The 19,403-nt window shown below is 65.5% G+C and carries 14 protein-coding genes; 4 read left to right on the forward strand and 10 right to left on the reverse strand.

What is annotated here, in order from left to right; all coding sequences use genetic code 11:
* The first annotated feature begins 44 nt into the window (after nt 1–44).
* Entirely contained in the window at nt 45–2,141 is a 2,097-nt protein-coding gene (locus JGU72_RS22530; RefSeq protein ID WP_307828563.1) for a cation:proton antiporter domain-containing protein, read from the forward strand.
* 3 nt (nt 2,142–2,144) lie between these two features.
* On the opposite strand, the gene JGU72_RS31325 is transcribed toward JGU72_RS22530, so the two are convergent.
* The 7 genes from JGU72_RS31325 to eccCa form a co-directional block, all read right to left on the reverse strand.
* Entirely contained in the window at nt 2,145–3,434 is a 1,290-nt protein-coding gene (locus JGU72_RS31325) for an FHA domain-containing protein (protein ID WP_199686320.1), read from the reverse strand.
* Nucleotides 3,431–3,874 carry a hypothetical protein gene (locus JGU72_RS22540; protein WP_199686321.1) on the reverse strand — a complete coding sequence of 148 codons (444 nt, stop codon included), beginning with the start codon at nt 3,872–3,874 and terminating at the stop codon, nt 3,431–3,433. Before JGU72_RS22540 ends, JGU72_RS31325 begins: the two co-directional genes overlap by 4 nt.
* A 7-nt stretch (nt 3,875–3,881) precedes the next feature.
* Complete coding sequence (locus tag JGU72_RS22545; protein ID WP_199686322.1) at nt 3,882–5,435, reverse strand: FAD/NAD(P)-binding protein; 1,554 nt, start codon at nt 5,433–5,435, stop codon at nt 3,882–3,884.
* Nucleotides 5,436–5,575: 140 nt separating this feature from the next.
* Complete coding sequence (locus JGU72_RS22550) at nt 5,576–5,881, reverse strand: WXG100 family type VII secretion target (RefSeq protein WP_199686323.1); 306 nt, start codon at nt 5,879–5,881, stop codon at nt 5,576–5,578.
* Between the two features lie 68 nt (nt 5,882–5,949).
* Nucleotides 5,950–6,264 (reverse strand): WXG100 family type VII secretion target, encoded by a 315-nt coding sequence (locus JGU72_RS22555; RefSeq protein WP_199686324.1) that lies wholly within the window; start codon nt 6,262–6,264, stop codon nt 5,950–5,952.
* A gap of 139 nt (nt 6,265–6,403) precedes the next feature.
* Complete coding sequence (locus JGU72_RS22560; protein WP_199686325.1) at nt 6,404–7,756, reverse strand: type VII secretion-associated protein; 1,353 nt, start codon at nt 7,754–7,756, stop codon at nt 6,404–6,406.
* The gene (gene eccCa / locus JGU72_RS22565; protein WP_199686326.1) at nt 7,738–11,754 is read right to left on the reverse strand and encodes a type VII secretion protein EccCa; all 4,017 of its coding nucleotides are present in this window, start codon (nt 11,752–11,754) and stop codon (nt 7,738–7,740) included. Before eccCa ends, JGU72_RS22560 begins: the two co-directional genes overlap by 19 nt.
* A gap of 208 nt (nt 11,755–11,962) precedes the next feature.
* Between eccCa and eccD the strand changes: the two genes are divergently transcribed.
* Nucleotides 11,963–13,432, forward strand: a complete 1,470-nt coding sequence (eccD, locus tag JGU72_RS30810) for a type VII secretion integral membrane protein EccD (RefSeq protein ID WP_233532838.1) — start codon at nt 11,963–11,965, stop codon at nt 13,430–13,432.
* A gap of 5 nt (nt 13,433–13,437) precedes the next feature.
* Nucleotides 13,438–14,859 (forward strand): type VII secretion-associated serine protease mycosin, encoded by a 1,422-nt coding sequence (gene mycP / locus JGU72_RS30815; protein WP_233532892.1) that lies wholly within the window; start codon nt 13,438–13,440, stop codon nt 14,857–14,859.
* On the opposite strand, the gene eccB is transcribed toward mycP, so the two are convergent.
* Complete coding sequence (eccB, locus tag JGU72_RS22575) at nt 14,796–16,277, reverse strand: type VII secretion protein EccB (protein WP_199686327.1); 1,482 nt, start codon at nt 16,275–16,277, stop codon at nt 14,796–14,798. The two genes, mycP and eccB, sit on opposite strands and share 64 nt — an antisense overlap.
* A 77-nt stretch (nt 16,278–16,354) precedes the next feature.
* Between eccB and eccE the strand changes: the two genes are divergently transcribed.
* On the forward strand, nt 16,355–18,085 hold the full coding sequence (gene eccE, locus JGU72_RS22580; RefSeq protein ID WP_307828564.1) for a type VII secretion protein EccE: 1,731 nt from the start codon (nt 16,355–16,357) through the stop codon (nt 18,083–18,085).
* A gap of 4 nt (nt 18,086–18,089) precedes the next feature.
* On the opposite strand, the gene JGU72_RS22585 is transcribed toward eccE, so the two are convergent.
* Together JGU72_RS22585 and JGU72_RS22590 are read right to left on the reverse strand one after the other, a co-directional pair.
* Complete coding sequence (locus JGU72_RS22585) at nt 18,090–18,653, reverse strand: NADPH-dependent FMN reductase (protein WP_199686328.1); 564 nt, start codon at nt 18,651–18,653, stop codon at nt 18,090–18,092.
* Nucleotides 18,654–18,708: 55 nt separating this feature from the next.
* Entirely contained in the window at nt 18,709–19,314 is a 606-nt protein-coding gene (locus JGU72_RS22590; protein ID WP_199686329.1) for a class I SAM-dependent methyltransferase, read from the reverse strand.
* Between the last annotated feature and the right edge of the window lie 89 nt (nt 19,315–19,403).

Below are 19,403 nucleotides of genomic sequence, written 5' to 3' on the forward strand. Positions count from 1 at the left end.
GCGCTATGTGGAGTTGGCGTACCAATCATGGTGAACTCTTGGGCGTGGGACACATCTTCGCGTTCGTTCTTCTCGACATCGCCGTGATCATCGTCGTTGCCCGGCTGTTCGGCCGGATAGCGCGATACTTCCGCCAACCCGCGGTGGTCGGCGAAATCGTTGCCGGAATCGCACTCGGACCAAGTCTCCTCGGACTGATCTCCGTGCAAATCGGCGACCACATGCGACCGCTGAATGAACACCTGTTTCCCGTCGACGTCGTTCCCTATCTCAAGATACTTGCCCAGCTGGGCTTGGTCCTCTTCATGTTCATCGTGGGTCTCGAATTGGATGTCGCTCTGATTCGCGGACGGGAACGCCGAGCCGGGACGATCTCGCTCGCGTCGATCGTCCTGCCGTTCGCCCTGGGCGCAGCGGCCACGCTGATCCTGCATCCGTTGCACGACGAGGTCGACGGAAAGCCGGTCACCTTGCTCGCGCTGATGCTGTTCATGGGCGTCGCTATGTCGATTACGGCGTTTCCCGTACTTGCCCGAATATTGGCCGAACGAAAGATGAATCGGACAACCGTCGGCGTTCTCGCCCTCGCCGCGGCAGCAGTGGACGACATCCTGGCGTGGACCCTGCTCGCGTTCGTGATCGCAGTCGTGGCAGGCGACAGCCCGTGGGCAGTCCTGCGGATCGTCGCACTCTCGGCCCTGTTCGCCGCCGTCATGTTCGGCGTCGTCAAACCACAACTCGCACGGCTGCTCGACTGGTACAAGCGCGCGGGACGCGTCACACCCGACATGCTGGCAATCATTCTCGTAGGAATCCTGTTGTCCGCGTTGATTACCGAACGGATCGGCATCCACGAGATCTTCGGCGCCTTCCTCTTCGGTGCGATCATGCCGCGCAAGGGTGCCCAGGAGTTCACCCGGGAAATTCTCGACCGGCTGGAGCAGATGAGCGTCCTGCTCCTGCTGCCGATCTTCTTCGTCGTCGCGGGATTCGGCGTCAATCTCCGCGCGTTCAAGGACCCCGGCCTGCTGTGGCAACTTGCGCTGATCCTGGCTGCCGCGATCGTCGGCAAGTTCGTCGGTGCGTTCGTGGGCGCACGGATGCAGCGCATGCCGGTGCAGCAGAGTGCAGCGATTGCCGTCTTGATGAACACCCGCGGCCTTACCGAGCTCGTCATCCTTCTGGTCGGCAAGCAACTCGGGGTGCTCGATACCGCGATGTTCACGATGATGGTCGTGATGGCCCTCGTCACCACCGCGATCACGGAGCCGCTGCTGCGAATCGTGTACCCCGACAAAGCCGTCCAGCGCGACATCGACGCGACGACCAAGGCAGCGCTCGGATCCGAGCAAACCTATCGCGCGCTCGTCGTCGTCGACGGCCCGCCCGGCGTCACGACCGATCGCATGCTCCGACTTGCCGCCGCGGCCGCAGCGGGGCGGGAACCCCGCGAGATTCTGCTTTCGCGGTTCCTCGTCACCGAAGACAGCGACCTCCCGGAAATCGGCGCCGGCGCGTTGCCCGACCTCGCCGGCATGGCCGAGGCCGTCGAGGCGCTCGAAGCGTTCGCCGACCGAACCGAGATCACCACCGTTCCGATCAGAGTCCTCTGCCGCTTCAGTTCGGACCCGGGCGGTGACCTCGTCCGCCAGATTGCCGCCTCGGGCGCGGAAGTCGTACTGGTCAGTGAGGATTGGGTGCGCCGCAACCCGGAGGGCTTCGAACGACTCGACGCCGTCGTCGTGCTCATCGTGCCGGCAGAGCTTCCCGACGTGTGGCTGGCCGCGGGAACCGAGGCCGCCCTCGCGCTGTCGGCCGGCAAGGTCCTCGTGCGCGACGATGGCAGCAGCGACGGCACCCGCGGAGTCCTCGTCGCGGCCCGCGCAGCGGCGTACGGTCGAATTCCGCTGAGCGCGATCATTTCCGGTTCCGACGGAAAGACTCGGCGCAAACTCAACTACTCGCTGGAACCGCTGCACACGTCCGGTACGGCATTCGAGATCGATTCGGTTGTGCCGACGGGAGATTCGATCGGTGTGGTGGCACGAATCGTGGATCGTACCGGTGGCTCAGGCCTCAACTTGCGCGATGAGATAGCCGCCATCGTCGACGGCCTGGACGCGGCCAGCGGATCGCGCTGACGCCTACAGGTGCGCGTGCGGTGAATCGAAGGTGATGGTCCTGCCGCCGATGGAAATTTCGGCGCCGGGGGCCAGCATGAAAGGCTGACGCGGCTGCAAGGTCCGCCAGTCGCGGTAGCCGGGCATCCTGACATGCGTGCCGTTGGTGGACCCGAGGTCGACGACTGCCACATCCCACTCGATGAGGCGAATCTCTGCATGCGCGCGTGACATGCCACCCGCACGGTCCGCCAGCCGGATCGGAGTCAATCCCGCGCGCACCGAGTCGGACGTTTCCGGCTCGCGGCCGATGACGCAATCGCCGTGCAGGATGAACGTCTGGCCGTCGTCGACGACAAGGAAGCCCAACGGGGGGCGCTGACCTTCGGAGATGATCTGGGTTTCGTTCATCCGCAGACCGCAGAGCCTGCAGAAGGCGACGCGCGGGTCGTTCAGATGCCCGCGGGCGCACTTGATGCCACGAACGCGAATGTCGCCTGCGAGTTTGCTCGGAACCTCCGTGTCCACGGTCGGTTTGAGGTCCGCAATCGAATTCGCGATCGGCAACGGTTTACGTGCCGGTGGCGGCTTTTCGTCGAGTGTGAACTGATGAAAGTTCTCGGGCTCGACGAGCACGACATCCTTCGCCGGGGGCGGGACGAATTCTTCGCTGAAGACATCCGCCTTTCGCGTTTGCTCCTCGACCGGTGCCCTCTTGCGATCCGGTTTCTTCAGCTCCGGAGTTTTCTCGACCGGCGCCTTCTTTTCCTGCGCTGTAGCAGCGGCCGGCGCCGCAGGGGCAGTTCCGAGCCAGACCATGGCACCGGCACCCTTGGCGACACCTTCGACGAGCGATCCGATGCCGCGCTGAGACAACAACTTCGGCGCGCCTCGACCTTCGACGACGAAGAGACCCGCTGCACCCGTTGTGTCGACGATCCGGTCGACGGAAAATGCGGCATCTCGGCCGCGGATCGGTTCCGGGCGCCCCGACTCGTTCCCGATGAGCGCAGTCACGTCACCGTGCAGAAAAACCGCAAGCCCGGACTCGACGGGCGACAGCACACCGAATTCGACATTGTCGTCCTGTTCGCCGACCCACCGGGCGGCCAACCGGGCGAACGCACGACCGAACAGATCGCCGTCGATATCGAAGGCTTGCGTGATGAGCTCGTTCAGTTCCAGCCAGGTCTTGGCGGCCCGCGAATCGGTCGTCAGGTCCGATGAATCGCGATGCGGGACAACAACGACGGCACCTGCCCTGGTCGCGACAAGGTGACCTCCTGCAACCACCTCGACCTGGCGTGGTGTCACATGAACCGCCCTCCCGCAAAGCGCCAGCGGTGGAACACCAACCGCATTGGTCCGTTGACGATTAGCCAGAATACCAACCACGTGATGATGAACTGGATCAAGAATGCGGTGAGTGTCGGCCGAATGTCCTCGTGTACGACGATCGTCGTGTGCCGCACCAGCAGCCAGACGACTATCCCTTCGTTGACGATCGTCAGCAACCCGAACAGGGTCGGCCAGTCCTTCTCCCAGCGAAATTGCTGCAAGCCGTGATAGACGAACTCCCACAGCACCCCGACCAGCACGGTGGTCAGAAGGACCGTCAGCGTGACGCGGTAGCTCTGCGCAATCGAGAGATCACCGGTGGGCAAGAACGGCGTGATGACCAGCGCGACAAAGAAACCGATCAGGCCCAGCCCGAGGATTCGGGTCTGTAATCGCCCGTTCAGCGTTGGCAGCATCAGCCCCTCAGATCCTCTTGTTTCTTACCCACGACCACCATTGACTCGTCGATCGCAATGGTCCCATACGGCGCACGAAGCCGTTCGCGGCAAGATCGTCGGCAATCTCCTGGGCGGCGATCTGCAGGCCGAGGAACGTATCGACGCCAGGAAAATACCCGCCGAGCGTCGCCGTTCCCGACGCATAGATTCGCCCGGTGCCACTGCGCGTGCCGATGAGTTCGAAGGTGCGATCGACGTCGAGGCGGCCGACCGGGTTGCGCCCCGCCCCGGTGTGATCGAGGAGGTCGGCGAGTAGGCGATGCTCGCGGATGTCTGCTTCCAGGCCGGTGCAGTCGACGACGTAGTCGCTCGGAATATCGAACGGCTGAGTGGGCGGCGGATACGGGAGCGGTGCAGTGGGGTCGGGCACGATCGTCGAGATCACACCCTGACCGTTCGGTGCGGGCCGCAGATTCTTCGCGGTGCCGGCCATCACCTGATACCAGCCCTCGGCGCGACCGCGGCGCAACTGCTCCTGCCAGTTTTTGCGGACCGGGGTGTTCGTGCCGCCCATTTCTTTGTAGGCAGCTGCCCGCTCCTGCCCCTCGAGCTTTCGCACCTTTGCCTTGAGCTGACCGCCCCACACCGACTTCGGATAGTTGAAGCCCTGATACGCCCAACCATCGCCGCCTTTGCGGCGCTTGAAAACACTTTCGCCGTGCGAGCCGGCCACGTAGGTGCGGAACAGATGCAGGATCCGGGTTTGCAGACCTAACCGGTCACGGTCATCGATCAGCCGCTGGAGCACGCGGGACGCGACGATTCCACTGCCCCGGATCATCACCGTTCCCGGACGCCGTTGCAGCGATTGGTACATGTGCTCGTGCGGTTCGTAGGCGTTGACCACCTTCGAAGGGTCCTGATACTTCTCGCGGTACTCCTGGAGGTCGTCGAGCATTTTCAGACCCGGGTACCCGACGGCAACGTGGACATAGGTACTGCGGAAGGCGACCCGTTTGGTCGGTGCCGTTCCTGGTGCCGGGGTGAGAATCGTGAAGTACCCGCCACCAGCGCGACGGCGGATCATCCGCACAGCGCCGTTACGCAACGACTCCGCGTATCCGACGCGGTGGTACTCCTTCTCCATCGACTCGAAGGCATGGCCTGCCCGCGGCGTGTAGAAATCGGCGAAGACCGGTTCGACGAGAACCTGCCACAGGGGCGCGACGAATCCGCCGAGCGATTTGGCGGAGAACGCTTCTCGCACCGCGTAGGACGGGAACCCCCAGATGTTGTCCGGCGTCGACGCGGAATCAGAGCGCAACCGCTCCTGGCGCGGGATCTGCGAAACACGCGTCAGATACTCGTAACTCGACCACGGCACCGTCTGCGGCCCGAGAACGGCCATCGCCGAAGCCGGCACGCCGTAGATGCGGAGCGTATCGAAGGTGACGAACGAACCGATGCCACTACCGACCGTCACGAACGGCACGTCGACGATCGGGATTCCGGCCTGGCCGACCATGTCGTCGGTCCAGACATCGGTGTCGATCAACGCCTGGTTGAGATCGCCTCGCATTTTCGCGATGCTACCCGGCACGAACAGCGCCTGGGTGCGCGCGGGAGAAACATCACGGGTACGTTATTTTCTCCGGCCGACTCGTTGCAAACGAAATGCCCCCGGCATTGCTACCGAAGGCATTTCGCGTGTGCGACAGGTCAGCCGAGGTTCAGCCACGACGTGGCGTTGCGGTCCTCGGTCGTCTGCATGTCCGCGGTGCCGTCACGAACGACACGGGCGATCGTGGCCAGAACGGTGTTCAACTCCATGCGCGCCTTGTCCCAGTCGGCCTGCACCTGGTCATAGGCGATCGCCGCGTTCTCACTGGTCCAACTCGCACGAAGCGTATTCACGTGCCCCCGAAGCTCAGTCTGGGTGTCGTCCAAGACCTTTGAGGTGCGATCGATGGACTCCGCTAGCGCGTGCAGCTCGGGAAACTTGTATGTTGTCTGTCCTGATGCCATGGGGCTACTCCTATTGGGCTTTGCAAGAATGGAACGTGCTGGTTCGAACGCGGACTACGGGTGTGCAGTCAGGCGTTCATGTCGAGCGCGCCGCCGACACTGGCGATCTGCTGCGAATGATCTTCTTCCGCGGCCTTGTATCCCGTGTCGCACGCACGCAGCTGCTCGGCGATGATGCCCAGCTTTTCGTGAATCTTGCTCGTCGCGTCGTCGTAGCGCGCCATGAGAGCGGTGAATGCGCCGTGCGCATTTCCCTCCCACATCGACTGGCTGCCGGCGACCTCGCCGCGAAGAGCCTTGGCAATTCCGTCCAGAGTGTGGTTGACGTTGTCGACCTGCGTTGCCGAAGCGCGCATGATCTCGTCGGTAACCTGCAAAGACATCGTGACTCCTGTTCCAGTGCCTCGGTGTGGCCGCCCCCCAGAGGAATGCGTCACATCACCCCTACATTCGATTGGACGCCGAAGGAGCCCAACCGGTTCCACCAATCCGGAAGTTTCTCGAGAACTCTTTTGCGGCTGATCAACGCACGACAATCATCGCCGCGACCAATTCTTCGCACTCCCCCGCCAGAGCTTCCCAGTCCCCCACCAACGACTGACAGCCGACACTTATCTGTGTGTCGCGGTCGACAATAACATGCCACCTCACCTGCGAGTAGACGTCTGGAGACTCCCTATATGCGATGCCCCGACGGCCTCCGAAAACGACGTCGGGCTCGAGCGCACCGAGCTTCGAGGAGTGGCCACCGTCGGCGATTTGCTTCGCCAGATCCGTTACCACCCGGTCGTATCCCGACCCAGCATTCAGCACGGTCTGGATGACGATAATCCGCCGATCCGGCTCGTCCGTCGCAACGATTTCCAGACGCGAGGACCCCGAGGCATCCGCCGGATCAGACCGCCGCATCCGCCAACCCTCCGGCAGCTCGACTCGCACCCTACCCAGCGCGATCTGCTGACCGACAGCCTTGGCCTGCGGTGCACCCTCGGGCGAATCATGTTGCAGTGCAACGACCGCGACAACCGTCGCCACCACGAGTCCGATCGCGCCCGCAGCGAGAAACGCCACGCGTGGCCTGTTTCGAGGCGGCTCCTCGATGGCCCACGAACTCGCGCGCACAGCCGGTACCGCTTCTGGAACGGCCGCAGGCTGACGCTCCGACCTGGCGAGACGGCGAGCGATCGACTGTGCGGGCACAAGATGGACCTTGTCGCGCCACGCAGTCTGCAGCTTCGCTACCAACTCGTCGTTGTCGCCGTCGTCGGCGACCAACACGGCGTCGATCGGGTCGGTTCCGGCAAGCCCCGCGATTTCGGCCGCGACATCGCCCGCCCGATCCGAGAGCTCCGAGCTACCGAGATCCAAAGACCTTTCGCACGAGAGTGATTCGAGCTCACCGGCGACTTGCCGAAGGCGAGTGACGGTTGTCCCGAGCAAACCACATTCGACGACGACCCAGTGGTCTCGGCCCGGGCCACGACCCCGCTGTTCTGCGAACGCCATCCCAGTGGCCAACGCCGTCGAAACGAGTTCGACTTCGTCGGCGTGCGGACGTGCAGCCGCGGCGATCACGCGCTGTCGCACCGAACCCCAGTAACTCGGGAACGTCAAAACGGCAATGTCCGGAGTGCCGGCGGCGTGCACTTCCCGAACGGCCTGCCGGACGAGCCTGGACAACGCATCGACCACTGCGATCATCTGCCCGTCGACGGCACAGTTACCGCTGTCGACAAACCAGGTCGGCGGCGCGTCGACGAGAACGGCCTCGTCGACCCCGACCTTGCCGTCCCACTCGTGGTCTGCACTGCACGCCCAGACTCGCGCTTCGGTTAGGTGCACCGCGACCACCGCTGTCACAGCGGCGGCATCCACGCCGTCTGGATCAGGCCAGTTCCGGAGCGGGACACGAGAATTCCCCGACCCGCCGGCATCGGACTCGGCCGAGCTGTACCGATCAGGTTGCCTTCGTCGCGACTTCCGCTCATCACGAGCCCGCCCGGCGAGGTGTCACGCATCCGCGCGATCACGGGTTCGTACATCGCCCGCGCTGCACCACCGGACCGACGCGCAACGATCACATGGAATCCGAGATCTTTACCGAGCGGCAGGTACTCGATGAGCGGTGCCAACGGATTGACACCCGCGGACGACACCAGGTCGTAGTCGTCGATCACGACGTAGATGTCCGGACCCGTCCACCACGACCGCTCGCGCAACTGCTGCTGCGTGACATCGGCCGGCGGTACACGGCTCGCGAGGATCCCCGCGAGCTCGCCCATCATCGTCGAGAGCGAAGATGCAACCGGCGCATAGCCTCCCATGTGCCGCGTGTCGAACGCGCCGAGCATCGTCCGGCGGAGGTCGCCCATGATGATCTTCACCTGATGCGAGCCGTTGGAGGCGATCAGGCCGGCACAGATCGTGCGCAGCAATGAGGTCTTGCCGCACTCGACGTCGCCGATGATCAAGAAATGGGTCTGTTCGGCGAAGTCGATGTACGCGGGAGCCAGTCCTGCTTCGTCGAGTCCGATCGGAATTCGGAAGTTTTTCTGAGCGCGGTCGAGCTGAGCAGGCCAGCCACCGGCGTTGTGTAGCAGTTCTTCTCGCGTCAAACGCTGTGGCAGCATCCGGACCGGCGGTGCAGGCCTGCCCCTGGTGGCGGCGGAAATCGCGGCAACGGCGTGCGCAACGCCGTCGCGAAGATCTTCGACGGTCGACCGCCCGTCCACACGCGGAACCGCCGTCAGCAGGTGGAGCGACTCGCGCGTGATGCCGCGCCCCGGCCTGCCCTCCGGTACAAGCATCCCCACTCTGCGGCCCAAGTCCGAGTCCGAGGGATCGCCGAGGCGAAGCTCGATCCGGGTGCCCAACTGGTCCTTGAGTGCGGGGCGTACCTCACCCCAACGTGCACAGGCGATGACGACGTGCACGCCGTAGGACAAACCTTGGACGCCGAGGTTCGTGATGTCCTGCTCGAGCAGGTCGAAGTCCTGGCGGATGCTGCCGAAACCGTCGATGACCAGGAACGCGTCGCCGAACAGGTCCTCGGCAACGCCCGCGGCAGCTGTGCCCGGCGCGGGGTCTTGCGCTCGTAGGCGACGGAAGTCGGCCATCGACTCGACCCCGAGTTGGCGGAAGCGCTCCTCTCGGCGCCGGATGATCGTCGTCATCTCGGCAACGGTCCGCCGCACACGATCTGCGTCGAGCCGGTTCGCAACCGACCCCACATGCGGAAGCGCTTCCAGCCCAGCCAAAGTGCCACCACCGAAGTCGAGGCAATAGAACTGCACCTGCTCGGGCGAATGGGTCATCGCCATCGACAGCACGAGTGTGCGCAACGCGGTCGACTTACCCGACTGCGGACCGCCGACGATCGCAACGTTTCCCTTGGACCCGGACAGGTCGACGACCAACGGATCTCGCCGCTGATCGAAGGGCCGGTCGATGATCCCGATCGGAGTGCGCAGCGTGGACATTCGCGGAGTCGGCTCGACCAGGACCGACCGCGGTAGCAGCTGATCGAGTGTTTCCGGCTCGTCCAGCGGCGGCAGCCAGATCTCGTGAGCGGGGTTGCCGCGGCCGCGGATCCGGTCGACGACGACCTGCATCGTGGTCGGGCCGTCGGCACTGTCGTCGGCAGGAGCGGAGTCGACCTCGGCCGGTGCCGGATCGTCTGTCCGGTCGATTGCCACGAGCGCGGCCGTGAACATCCGCGACGTGATGTCGACCTGCGTTCCCCCGACACCGGTGCTCTCGCGTGCAACGCGTCCGACATACGCGCCGGACACGTAGGCACCCCGGAACCGCTGGATCTCGGACGCGTCGGAGCGCAGATATCCGGCACCGGGGTTCGCGGGCAGGTGATACGCGTCAGGCACACCCAGAACTGTTCGAGATTCGTTGGCGGAGAACGTCTTCAGGCCGATTCGGTAGGACAGGTGACTGTCGAGCCCGCGCAGCCGACCCTCGTCGAGTCGCTGACTGGCGAGGAGCAGGTGCATGTGCAGCGACCGGCCCAAGCGCCCGATCGCGACGAAGAGATCAGCGAATTCCGGCTGTTGACTGAGCAATTCGGAGAACTCGTCGATAACGACGAACAGCGCGGGCAGCGGGTCCAGATCCGCGCCGGCCGCGCGGGCCTTCTCGTAGTCCGACACATTCGCGAAGTTCCCGGCCGCGCGCAGCAGTTCCTGCCTGCGGTTCATTTCGCCGGCCAGCGCGTCTTTCATGCGGTCGACGAGCGCAGATTCTTCTTCGAGGTTGGTGATCACGGCCGCCACGTGCGGGGCGGCGTCGAGCCCCAAAAACGTTGCGCCACCCTTGAAGTCGACGAGCACAAGGTTGAGTTGGTCCGGCGAATGCGTCGCGAGGAGCCCGAGTACGAGGGTTCGCAGAAACTCCGACTTGCCCGATCCGGTCGCGCCGATGCAGAGCCCATGCGGACCCATACCGTTCTCGGCAGCCTCTTTAAGGTCGATCTCGACGGGCGTGCCGTCTGCTGCGAGGCCGATCGGTACGCGCAGCCGCTCTCTACCTACTCGGGTCCGCCAGGCGTGGTCCGGGTTGAGCAGACCGACGTCTCCGAGCCCGAGCAACTGCCCCCACGACGAGATCGAATCACCCTCGTCGACCACCTCTGCACCCCGGCGCGGCGCCGCCCGGTACGGCGCGAGCCGCCGCGCCGCGGTCTGCGCTTGGTGAATCGTCAGCGAATCGACCGCCGCGAAGGACTCGACGCCCATCCCGCTACGAGCACCCAGCTCGCCGCCCTCGACGACCAGTTGCAGGCCGCGTGTCGTCGCCAGGCGCCGCGCGTAACCACACAGGTCGATCACCGTCACCGAATCGACACCGCCGTCGTTGACCACGTCGGTATCCGGAGTCTCCAGAATTCCGCCGTCGACGACGATGACGATCTGCGCGACACCGGCCTGCGGTGGGGCGCTGCGCGAGTATTTGCTTCGCATGAGCAGAGCGGAGCCCAGCGCAGCGTTCAGTTCGGTGATTGAGCCGTACAGCATGCGCTGCGTGCCCACTCCGTCGACGGCCTCCGGATGCTGGGAGTGCGGCAACCATTTCGCCCAGTCCCATTCCCGCGCCGTATCGGGCCCGCACACGATCGCGACCTGCAATTGATCGGGACCGTGAAACGTCGCGAGCGCAATCAGCATGGCGCGCACCATCCCCCGGGCACTCTCGCGGTCCCCGTCGAGGGCGATCGCGGCAAACCCGCGCAGCGACACTGCGGTCGGCAGATCGGGAAGCACCGAATGGGCCCTGACGAAGCGCCGCAAAGACACCGCCGCAACGGGCTCCAGCTCCTCGACCGGGCCTGTTTCCGGCGCGACCAAACGGGTTGCGAGCCGCTGACTGCCGCGCCCGACGCGCACATGGCAGTAGTCCACGTCGGTGACCCGGCGTTCCCACATCCGGGCCGTGCCGGCGAGCGTCCAGAGCAGCTGCGGATCGGGATGGCTCCACGCCAACGCTTTTCGCTGCTGCTCGCCCACGCTGTAGACATCGCGCCGCAATTGATCGAGGTAGCGCAGATAGTCTTTGCGGTCCTCGTTCGCCTCGGCGGTCTTGGCACCACCCCCACCACGGCCCTGGCCGGCGAACATACCGACCATCGAGAAAAGCATCATCACCGGAAACATCAGGGAATACGGATTCGAACCGATACCGCCGGAGGTGAACATGAACGCGACCATGCCGATCATCGCCACCACCATGACAAGCGGCAGCAGCTTCGCCAGCAGGTTGCCCGGCGTCGCGCGCGGTATTTCCGGCGGTGCCTGCAGCGTGACCTCGCCGCCCGGCGACCTCGGTACCTCCCGACGCGCTCTGCGCGGAAATCTGACTGTGCTCATGTCGAACTCTCCCCCGAAATCGTGCCCATCTCCCGGCCCTGACCAGGACCCCCGCCGTGCGTGACCGCCCCCGACCTCTGCAAATCCCCTCGCGTCACGCTACCGGCCTCATAGTAGGGGGAAGGTCGGACATGTCGTACAGTTCGTCGAGCAGTATCGACTCGGTGCGGGTGGGGCCCCGGACCGACCCGAGTTGGGGGGAACCTTCATGACGCATGCCCGCTTGCAAGACCTGCTGACCGATTCGAGTCCGGGCCGAGTGCGTGCGCCGGATCTTTGCCGGCTGACGATCCTGGCCGACAAAACCCAGGTCGACCTCGCAGTGCCGGCCGCGGTCCCGGTCGCGCTCTTGATCCCGGGGATCGTCGACATGATCCGCGGACACGGCAACACCAACGAGTTCGACGACGAACCCGAACAGCAGGAACCCAGCGAATGGGTGCTCGCCAGGGTGGGCCAGCCACCGTTGTCGTCCACGCTCAGCCTCGGCGAACACGGTGTTCGCGACGGCGAACTGCTACTGCTGGAGACGGCCGACGCGACGGCACCGCCGCCGCTCTACGACGACATCATGTACAACGTCGCGACCTCGGATATCGCGACGTACCGCCGGTGGACACCAGGCAGCGCGCGGGTGCTCGGCTCGATCCTCGCGGTGCTCTCGACAGTCGTCGGCTGTTTTGCACTGCTGGGGTCGGGGGCCGGCGACGGCGACATCATCGGCGGCGTGTGCGCGTTGTTCGTCGCACTGCTGTTCCTGATCGCGGGGACGGTGATCAGCCGCGTCTACGGCGACGCCCGGAGCGCACTCGTGCTGACCGGATGCTCGTTGCCGACCGCCTTCGCAGCGGGTGTGCTGTTCGTTCCGGAAGACCTGTCGGCCGCGCACCTGCTGCTCGGTACCGTCCTCGCGGGTGCAACAGCGGTCCTTGCGATGCGCGTGAGCGGTGTCGGCCTGACCTTGTTCACGGGCGCCGCTCTGATCGCAGCGCTCACCGCCCCCGCTGCGCTCGCCGCACTTCTCACCGATCAGCCGGTTCGCTCGATCTGTGCCGTGCTGGCCGCAGCAGGGTTGGTCGTTCTCGCACTGGCACCACGCATCTCGATGATGCTCGCCAAGCTGCCCCTGCCGAATGTTCCCGCGCCCGGGACGTCGGTCGATCCGATGGAGGACGATCCGGCCGACCGCCAGACCATGCCGTCCTTCGTCGAACTGGCCGCGAAATCCGAGCGCGCACGCCAGTACATGACCGGACTCGTTGCCGCCGCGACGGCAGTGACGGTCGGCAGCTCGCTCGCGACTGCCGATACCGCGATGATCGACGGAATCTATTGGCAGGGAACTGCTCTGGCGGTAGTGTGCGCTGCCGTCCTGATGTTTCGCGGCCGGACGTATGCGAGTGCGGAGCAGGCAATCACCCTCATGGGGGGCGGCGCCGCGGTTCTCGTCGCACTGCTCATCGGTGCTGCGTTCACCGCCGGGCAGTCACTCGCCGTGTTCGGACTGACGATGGTGCTTGCCCTCGCCGGCCTCGTGCTCGGAATTCTCGCCCCGCAGCGAACCTTCTCACCGCCGCTGCGGCGCGCGGTCGAACTGCTCGAGTACGCGTTCGTCGCGGCTGTGCTGCCGCTGGTGTGCTGGGTCGCGGACCTGTACACAGTGGTTCGCGGGCTGTGAAATCGCTGTCACGCAAGGCAGTTTCGACGTGCGCGGCGGGCATCGTGCTCGTGTCGAGCGCCGCACTCGGGACCGGACCGGCCCACGCTGACAGGCCACCACCGATCGACGACGGTCGCCGACCTGTGAGTGCACCACCGGCGCCGCCGGAAAAGACCGAACTCAAGCCGCCCTGCAACGAGAGCACGCCGACCGACGCTGGGCCGACGGTCCCTGTCGCACAACGTGATCTCGATTTTCAGGATGCCTGGCAATTCACGCGCGGCCAGGGCCAACTCGTCGCGGTGATCGACACCGGTGTCGCCCGGCACACCCGGCTCCCCGGCCTAATCGCGGGCGGCGATTACGTCGGCACTTCGGACGGTACCGAGGACTGCGATATTCACGGCACCATCGTTGCCGGCATCATCGGCGCCAGTGCCGTTGCCGATCAGGGCTTTTCGGGTGTCGCACCCGACGCCCAAATCATGTCGATCCGGCAGTCCAGCGACAAGTATCAGGTCGCGGGCCGGTCCAGCCAGCAGAAGGAAGGCGAGACCGCAGACGGCTACGGAGACATCAATACCCTTGCGTCGGCAATCGTCTGGGCGGCCGACAGGAATGCGAGCGTGGTCAACATCTCGCTCGTGTCCTGCAAAGCCGGTCCGATCGACGACCGCGGCCTCGGCGCAGCACTTCGCTACGCCGTCGAAGAAAAGAACGTCGTCGTCGTGGCGGCAGCCGGAAACAGCGACCGCTGCGAAGCCGGCAATCCCGACCTGGTCGATCCGCTCCAGCCGGACGCGGATCCGTGGGACCGCGTCACCACCGTCGTTTCGCCGGCCCGCTACGACAGCTTGGTTCTGACAGTCGGTTCGGTGGATCCGAACGGTTCGCCCTCGAAGTTCACCGTCCCAGGCCCGTGGGTCGACGTTGCCGCGCCGGGTGAGGCAATCGTCTCGCTGGACCCGAGCAGCCAGGGGCTCGCGAACCGCCGCCGGACCACCCAGGCGGAAACTCCGTTCGACGGCACAAGCTTTGCGGCACCGTATGTTTCGGGCACGGTCGCCCTCGTCCGCGCACGGTACCCGCAGCTGACCGCTAAGCAGGTCATGGACCGCATCGAGGCGACGGCACACGCTCCTGCCGAGGGCTGGAACCCGTACGTCGGCCACGGGATCATCGATCCCTATGCCGCGGTGACCGCCGACGTTTCACCCAATGGATTCGTCCAGGCGACGCCGCGGGCGACCCCGTTGCCGCTGCCTGCCGAGGCCGCGGCAGCGCAGCACGGACCGCGCAACGTGGCGCTGATCGGCACCGGCATCATCGCGGGACTGCTCGCGCTCGGCGTGCTCGCATCGTTCCCGATCCGGCGCCGCCTTCAGTTCCCGGCCGGAACGACTCCGTCGACCGCTGCCGGAGACTCAGGAATCGCACCGTCGTAGGCGACGAGTGCCTCACGGCGGCCGAGCGGGCTGCCTGGCGCGAGTAGGGACACGATCTGCCACGGCGCCGGTTCGGCAGCGCCCTCGAACCCGAGGGCCTTCGCCGCGTCGGCGTCGACGATGCCGTACCGCACACCGGTGTCCGCGACGAAGAACGAGCTGTCCTTGCGCTGGCTGTCGGGCTGGATCCCGGTTGTCTGCACGTACGCCCCGGTGCCCGGATGCAGGTAGACGGCATCGGCCTTGTCCCCCGACCCGTCGGCCTGCGCGAGCCTGACCTCTTTCGCCGAACCCGAAATGGGCAACGCGCGCCCTGCCGTCACCGTGACGTCCGCGAGGGCAGCCGACCGGTTCGATTCGGCACCGCTCACAGGCTGCCAGGTCAGGCAACTCACCGGATTGTCCCCGGTTTCCAGCGGTGCGGGAACGGTTTCCGGATAGGTCGCCACCGGGAGGGTGTTCACGTGGGGGGCGTCGGCGACGAGATCCGGTGGTACGCGGGCGATTTCGGCAGAGACCGAGTCGTCGAACCGAATCAGTTCCATCGTTGCCGAACTGACGCGCTGGATACCGTCGGTAAGCAGGACGTAATACTCGGCCGATTCGCCGCGTGTCGATTGCACGACCGAGCCGACCAGCTGGCCCTGCATGTCGTAGCTCGGCCGGGTTCGCGCTCCTGCGATGGCGGGTGGCGTGATCGCCGGAGCAGCAGGGATCGCATTCAGCAAGCCCGCGCTGATCGGTCGTGGCGTCCGGCCCTCCAGGGCGAGCGCCGCAACCAGCGCACGATTGTTCGTGTCGATCTGCGCGCGCTTGCCGTCGTAGACCAAATAGGTGGTCCCGTCCCCGCTGCGCACCAAAAGCGCACGACCGGCTCCGAGTTCGGAGATTCCCTCGCCGCGTTCCGGCTCGCCCACGATCACCGACGTGGTGATTGCGAGGCTGCCGTCGATCGCAATGGAATCGCACACGGTCCACGCCCTGCCGCTGCCGGCACTGTCGTACGGGAGCGCGGACGGTGCGCCGGGAATCCCGACGAGCGAACCGCGCGAACGCTTCTCGATCTCCGATTCCTTGACTATTGCGGGCTTGGCCGCGGCACCCGTGATCAGCCGCGCCGATGCGAGGTTCATGACCGGATGCAGGGTGTCGCCGATGACGACGAACATCGCACCGGAGTCCTTGCCGACCACGATCTTGTTGTCGCCGATTTTGTCCTGCGGCCGGATGAGGGCCAAGATCCCGCATGCGGCGAGCGCCAGAATCGCAATGATCGCGCCAACCATCAGCGCACGCGACTGCGACCGCATCGGGTCGTGCAACATGCGGACGTCCCTGCGCACAAGCGCGTGTTCCATCCGCCGAACCAAGAACCGATAGCCGCTCACTTGCCATTTCGTCGTCGGCTGTGCAGGCATAATCCCTCCCCCGAGCCTTGCTCATCTCCCCCGAGCCGCGCTCATCTCCCCCGGTCACAGTACAGTTCGGGCAGCGTGTGCTGCGCAGGCCATGGTTTGCGGGGGACGACAGCTGCGCCGCAACGGAGAAGAACGTACCGATCGGAAAGTACCTCGGGGGAGCAATGTCGGAGCGATCGAAAACTGTGCCGAGCCCATTTCTCGGCAAGGTCTCGCTTGGAAATCTGCTGCTGGCGCAAGGCGTCGGTGCAGTCGTCTGGATCGTCTGCCTCGGGTTCGGCGTCGCTAGGTGGCCTGCACTCGGCGCCGCGATCCTGACCGGTCTCGTCCTGTTGATCCGCATCGCCAAGCAGTCGTCGATCGACTGGCTCGCGACGGCTCGGCGGTACGCGACGGCGCGGGCGTACGACATCGGCCGGACCGTCGATTTTCAGGGACCTTCGGGACGGTCGCTCGGGTTGTACTGGGATGGCACCCGGGTGGTCGCGGTCATCGAAGTACTGCCACCGCGTGGCGGCCTGACCAAGATCACCCGCGAGGCATTCGACTCCTCACATCGCTTGCCGATCACCGCGATAGCCCGCTGTCTCGAGCAGCACGACATCACGCTGAGCGGCATCGACGTGATCAGCCACGGTCATCGCAGCCGGTCCGGTACACCCGCGGGCGGCGTCTACGAACAGCTCATCGGACCACTGCCCGCCGTCGCGGTTCGCAAGGTCTGGCTGGCAGTCGCTCTCGACACCGCGGTCGCGGCAGAAGCTGTGCAGCGCCGCGGCGGCGGCACCGAAGGCGCGTCTCGGGCAGTGACGGTCGCCTCGCAGCGCATCGTCCGGGCGCTCGACGACGCCGGATGCCGGTCGCGAATCCTTACCGCTCCTGAGATCCGGGAGGCGGTTCTGCAGGTCAGTGGCGGTGCCGACCCCCGCGAGCTGAGACACCGCTGGAACCATGCGAACGTTGGCGAGAACGTGAACATCGGAGCGTCGATCCATCCGAACCGGCTCGGCTCGGACTTGCTCGCCAAAATCTGGGTCGCACCGTCGCGGGGTACCACCGTTGCCGTCCGGCTCCGGCCCGGCACGTCGCCGGAAACCGTCGCGGTGGGCGCTGCCTGGCGATTGACGGCCCGCGTACTGCCGGACAGAGTTCGCATCCCCGGCCTCGTCTCGGTGAACGGGCGCCACCGGGAGGCCCTCCTCGCACACCTTCCGGTCGGGGTCGCGGGGTTGGAGGCGAACATTCCCGTCCACGAGTTTCCGATCGAAGACGTCGACCGGCTGCACCTACCCTCATCCGGTTGCGGCCAGCTCATCGGCGCCGATGACCAGAGCCAGGGCATCGCGACTCGCATCGTCGGGTCCGGTATCTCGACGGTGTACATCGCCGGCGAGCTCTACATCGCCCAGCAGGTCGTCTTCCGCGCGCTCGCGGTGGGCGCCCGCGTGCTGATCCGGACCGACCGCCCGCAGGCATGGGAGAACCTGGTTTCGACAATCGCGAGCCCTGACCGCCTGCGAATCGCCGGTGCATCGAACCACTCGAATGCGGGGTTCGACACGACCATGGTCGACGGCCGTGCGGCACCTGCACCGCACGCCGGCGTGACGACGATCTATCTGGCGACCGACCGAAGTCGGCTGCCGGCGGGCACACCCGATGTGGCGCTGTATCAGCCGGGCGCGATCGGTAACAGGGTCACCCTGTCGACCGGTACCGCGACGAGCGAGCTGTCGATCGTGACGATTCCGCGCGAGACCGCATACATCGGCCGACCGCGAGCAGTGCGGCCTGTTCCGGTCGGCTGAGGACTCAGCCCGGGTAGGGATCAGCGGCACGCGCAGACCGCAAAGCCCGCCCCCACCAAGCCAATTGCTGCAACAGACGCGGCGCGGCGTCGATCGTTGCACCGTCGTTGACTTCACCTTGGTCGTCGAAGGCTTTGCGCACCTGATGAAAACTGACCGTCTGGCGAATCGAGACCATGTGCAATTCGGCGACGACCTGACGCAGCTGCTCGGTCGCCCGCAAACCGCCTGACAGACCGCCGTAGGAAACGAAACCTATTGGCTTGGCGCGCCACTCGTGCTTTGCACTGTCGAAGGCATTCTTGAGCGCACCACTGTAACCGTGGTTGTACTCGGGCGTGATCGCGACGAATGCGTCGGCCGCGGCCAGGCGCGAACGAAAGTCGGCGGCATCGGTGTGCAAGGCGAGGTCGAGCGCCAGCGGAGTATCGGCGAGGTCGATGACGCCCGTATCGAACGCAGGGTCGGCTCGCGCGCGGCGCAGGAACCAGTCCGCGACAACCACGCCGATCCGGCCCTCCCGGACACTGCCGATCAACACCTCCAGCCGAAGCGGTACCTGATCCACCGGCTAGGTCCTCCGCGTAACTGTCATGCGGTCGATCATACGATCGGGTTCGTCGTCACTGTGCTGCCAGCCGAACGATATGTCTGCCTGCGACTTCGGATTCGGCGAGAACGCGCAGTCCCGCCGACGCCCCCAGCTCGGCTGCCATCTCGACTCCGGCCTGCGCCCACGGAATCCATGGCCCACGTTCGGTGCCCGTCTCCAACCGGATCGCCATCGTATTGAAACCCGTTCCGCGAACACCGAATTCCACGATGGCAACACCGCCCGGACCCAGCAGGTCACGCGTTCGCGCGAGCATCCGGACAGGATCACCACCGATCCCGAGATTGCCGTCGGCCAAGATGGCGTAGTCCCACCGGCCGGCACCCGGGAGTCGCCCGAACACATCACGCTGGATCGCAGGTGCACCACCGAGCCGGGTCGCAGCGACAGCGACCGGCGACACGTCGACGCCGAGCGCGCACACTCCACGGCGAACCAGTTGGCTCACCAATCGCCCTCGCCCACAAGCGAGGTCGATCGTCGGACCATCGCAGCCGCCGATCAGTTCCTCGTCGCCGCGGCGCTCGTCGACCGTGATGTCGCTTGCGCCGAACCACCGCCGCACCGGAAGCCGTTGTCGCAGACCGTCAGCGCGACGCGCGTAGAGATCAACCACACGCCCTCGCCTCATGGCTTCGACGCTAGTGCGCGAACATGCCACCGGACCGGTCGACCGGTGACGAAACCATGACGTGGTGCCTGCCC

Origin of the sequence: Antrihabitans auranticaus (assembly GCF_016481275.1) — a bacterium.
Lineage (GTDB): Bacteria > Actinomycetota > Actinomycetes > Mycobacteriales > Mycobacteriaceae > Antrihabitans.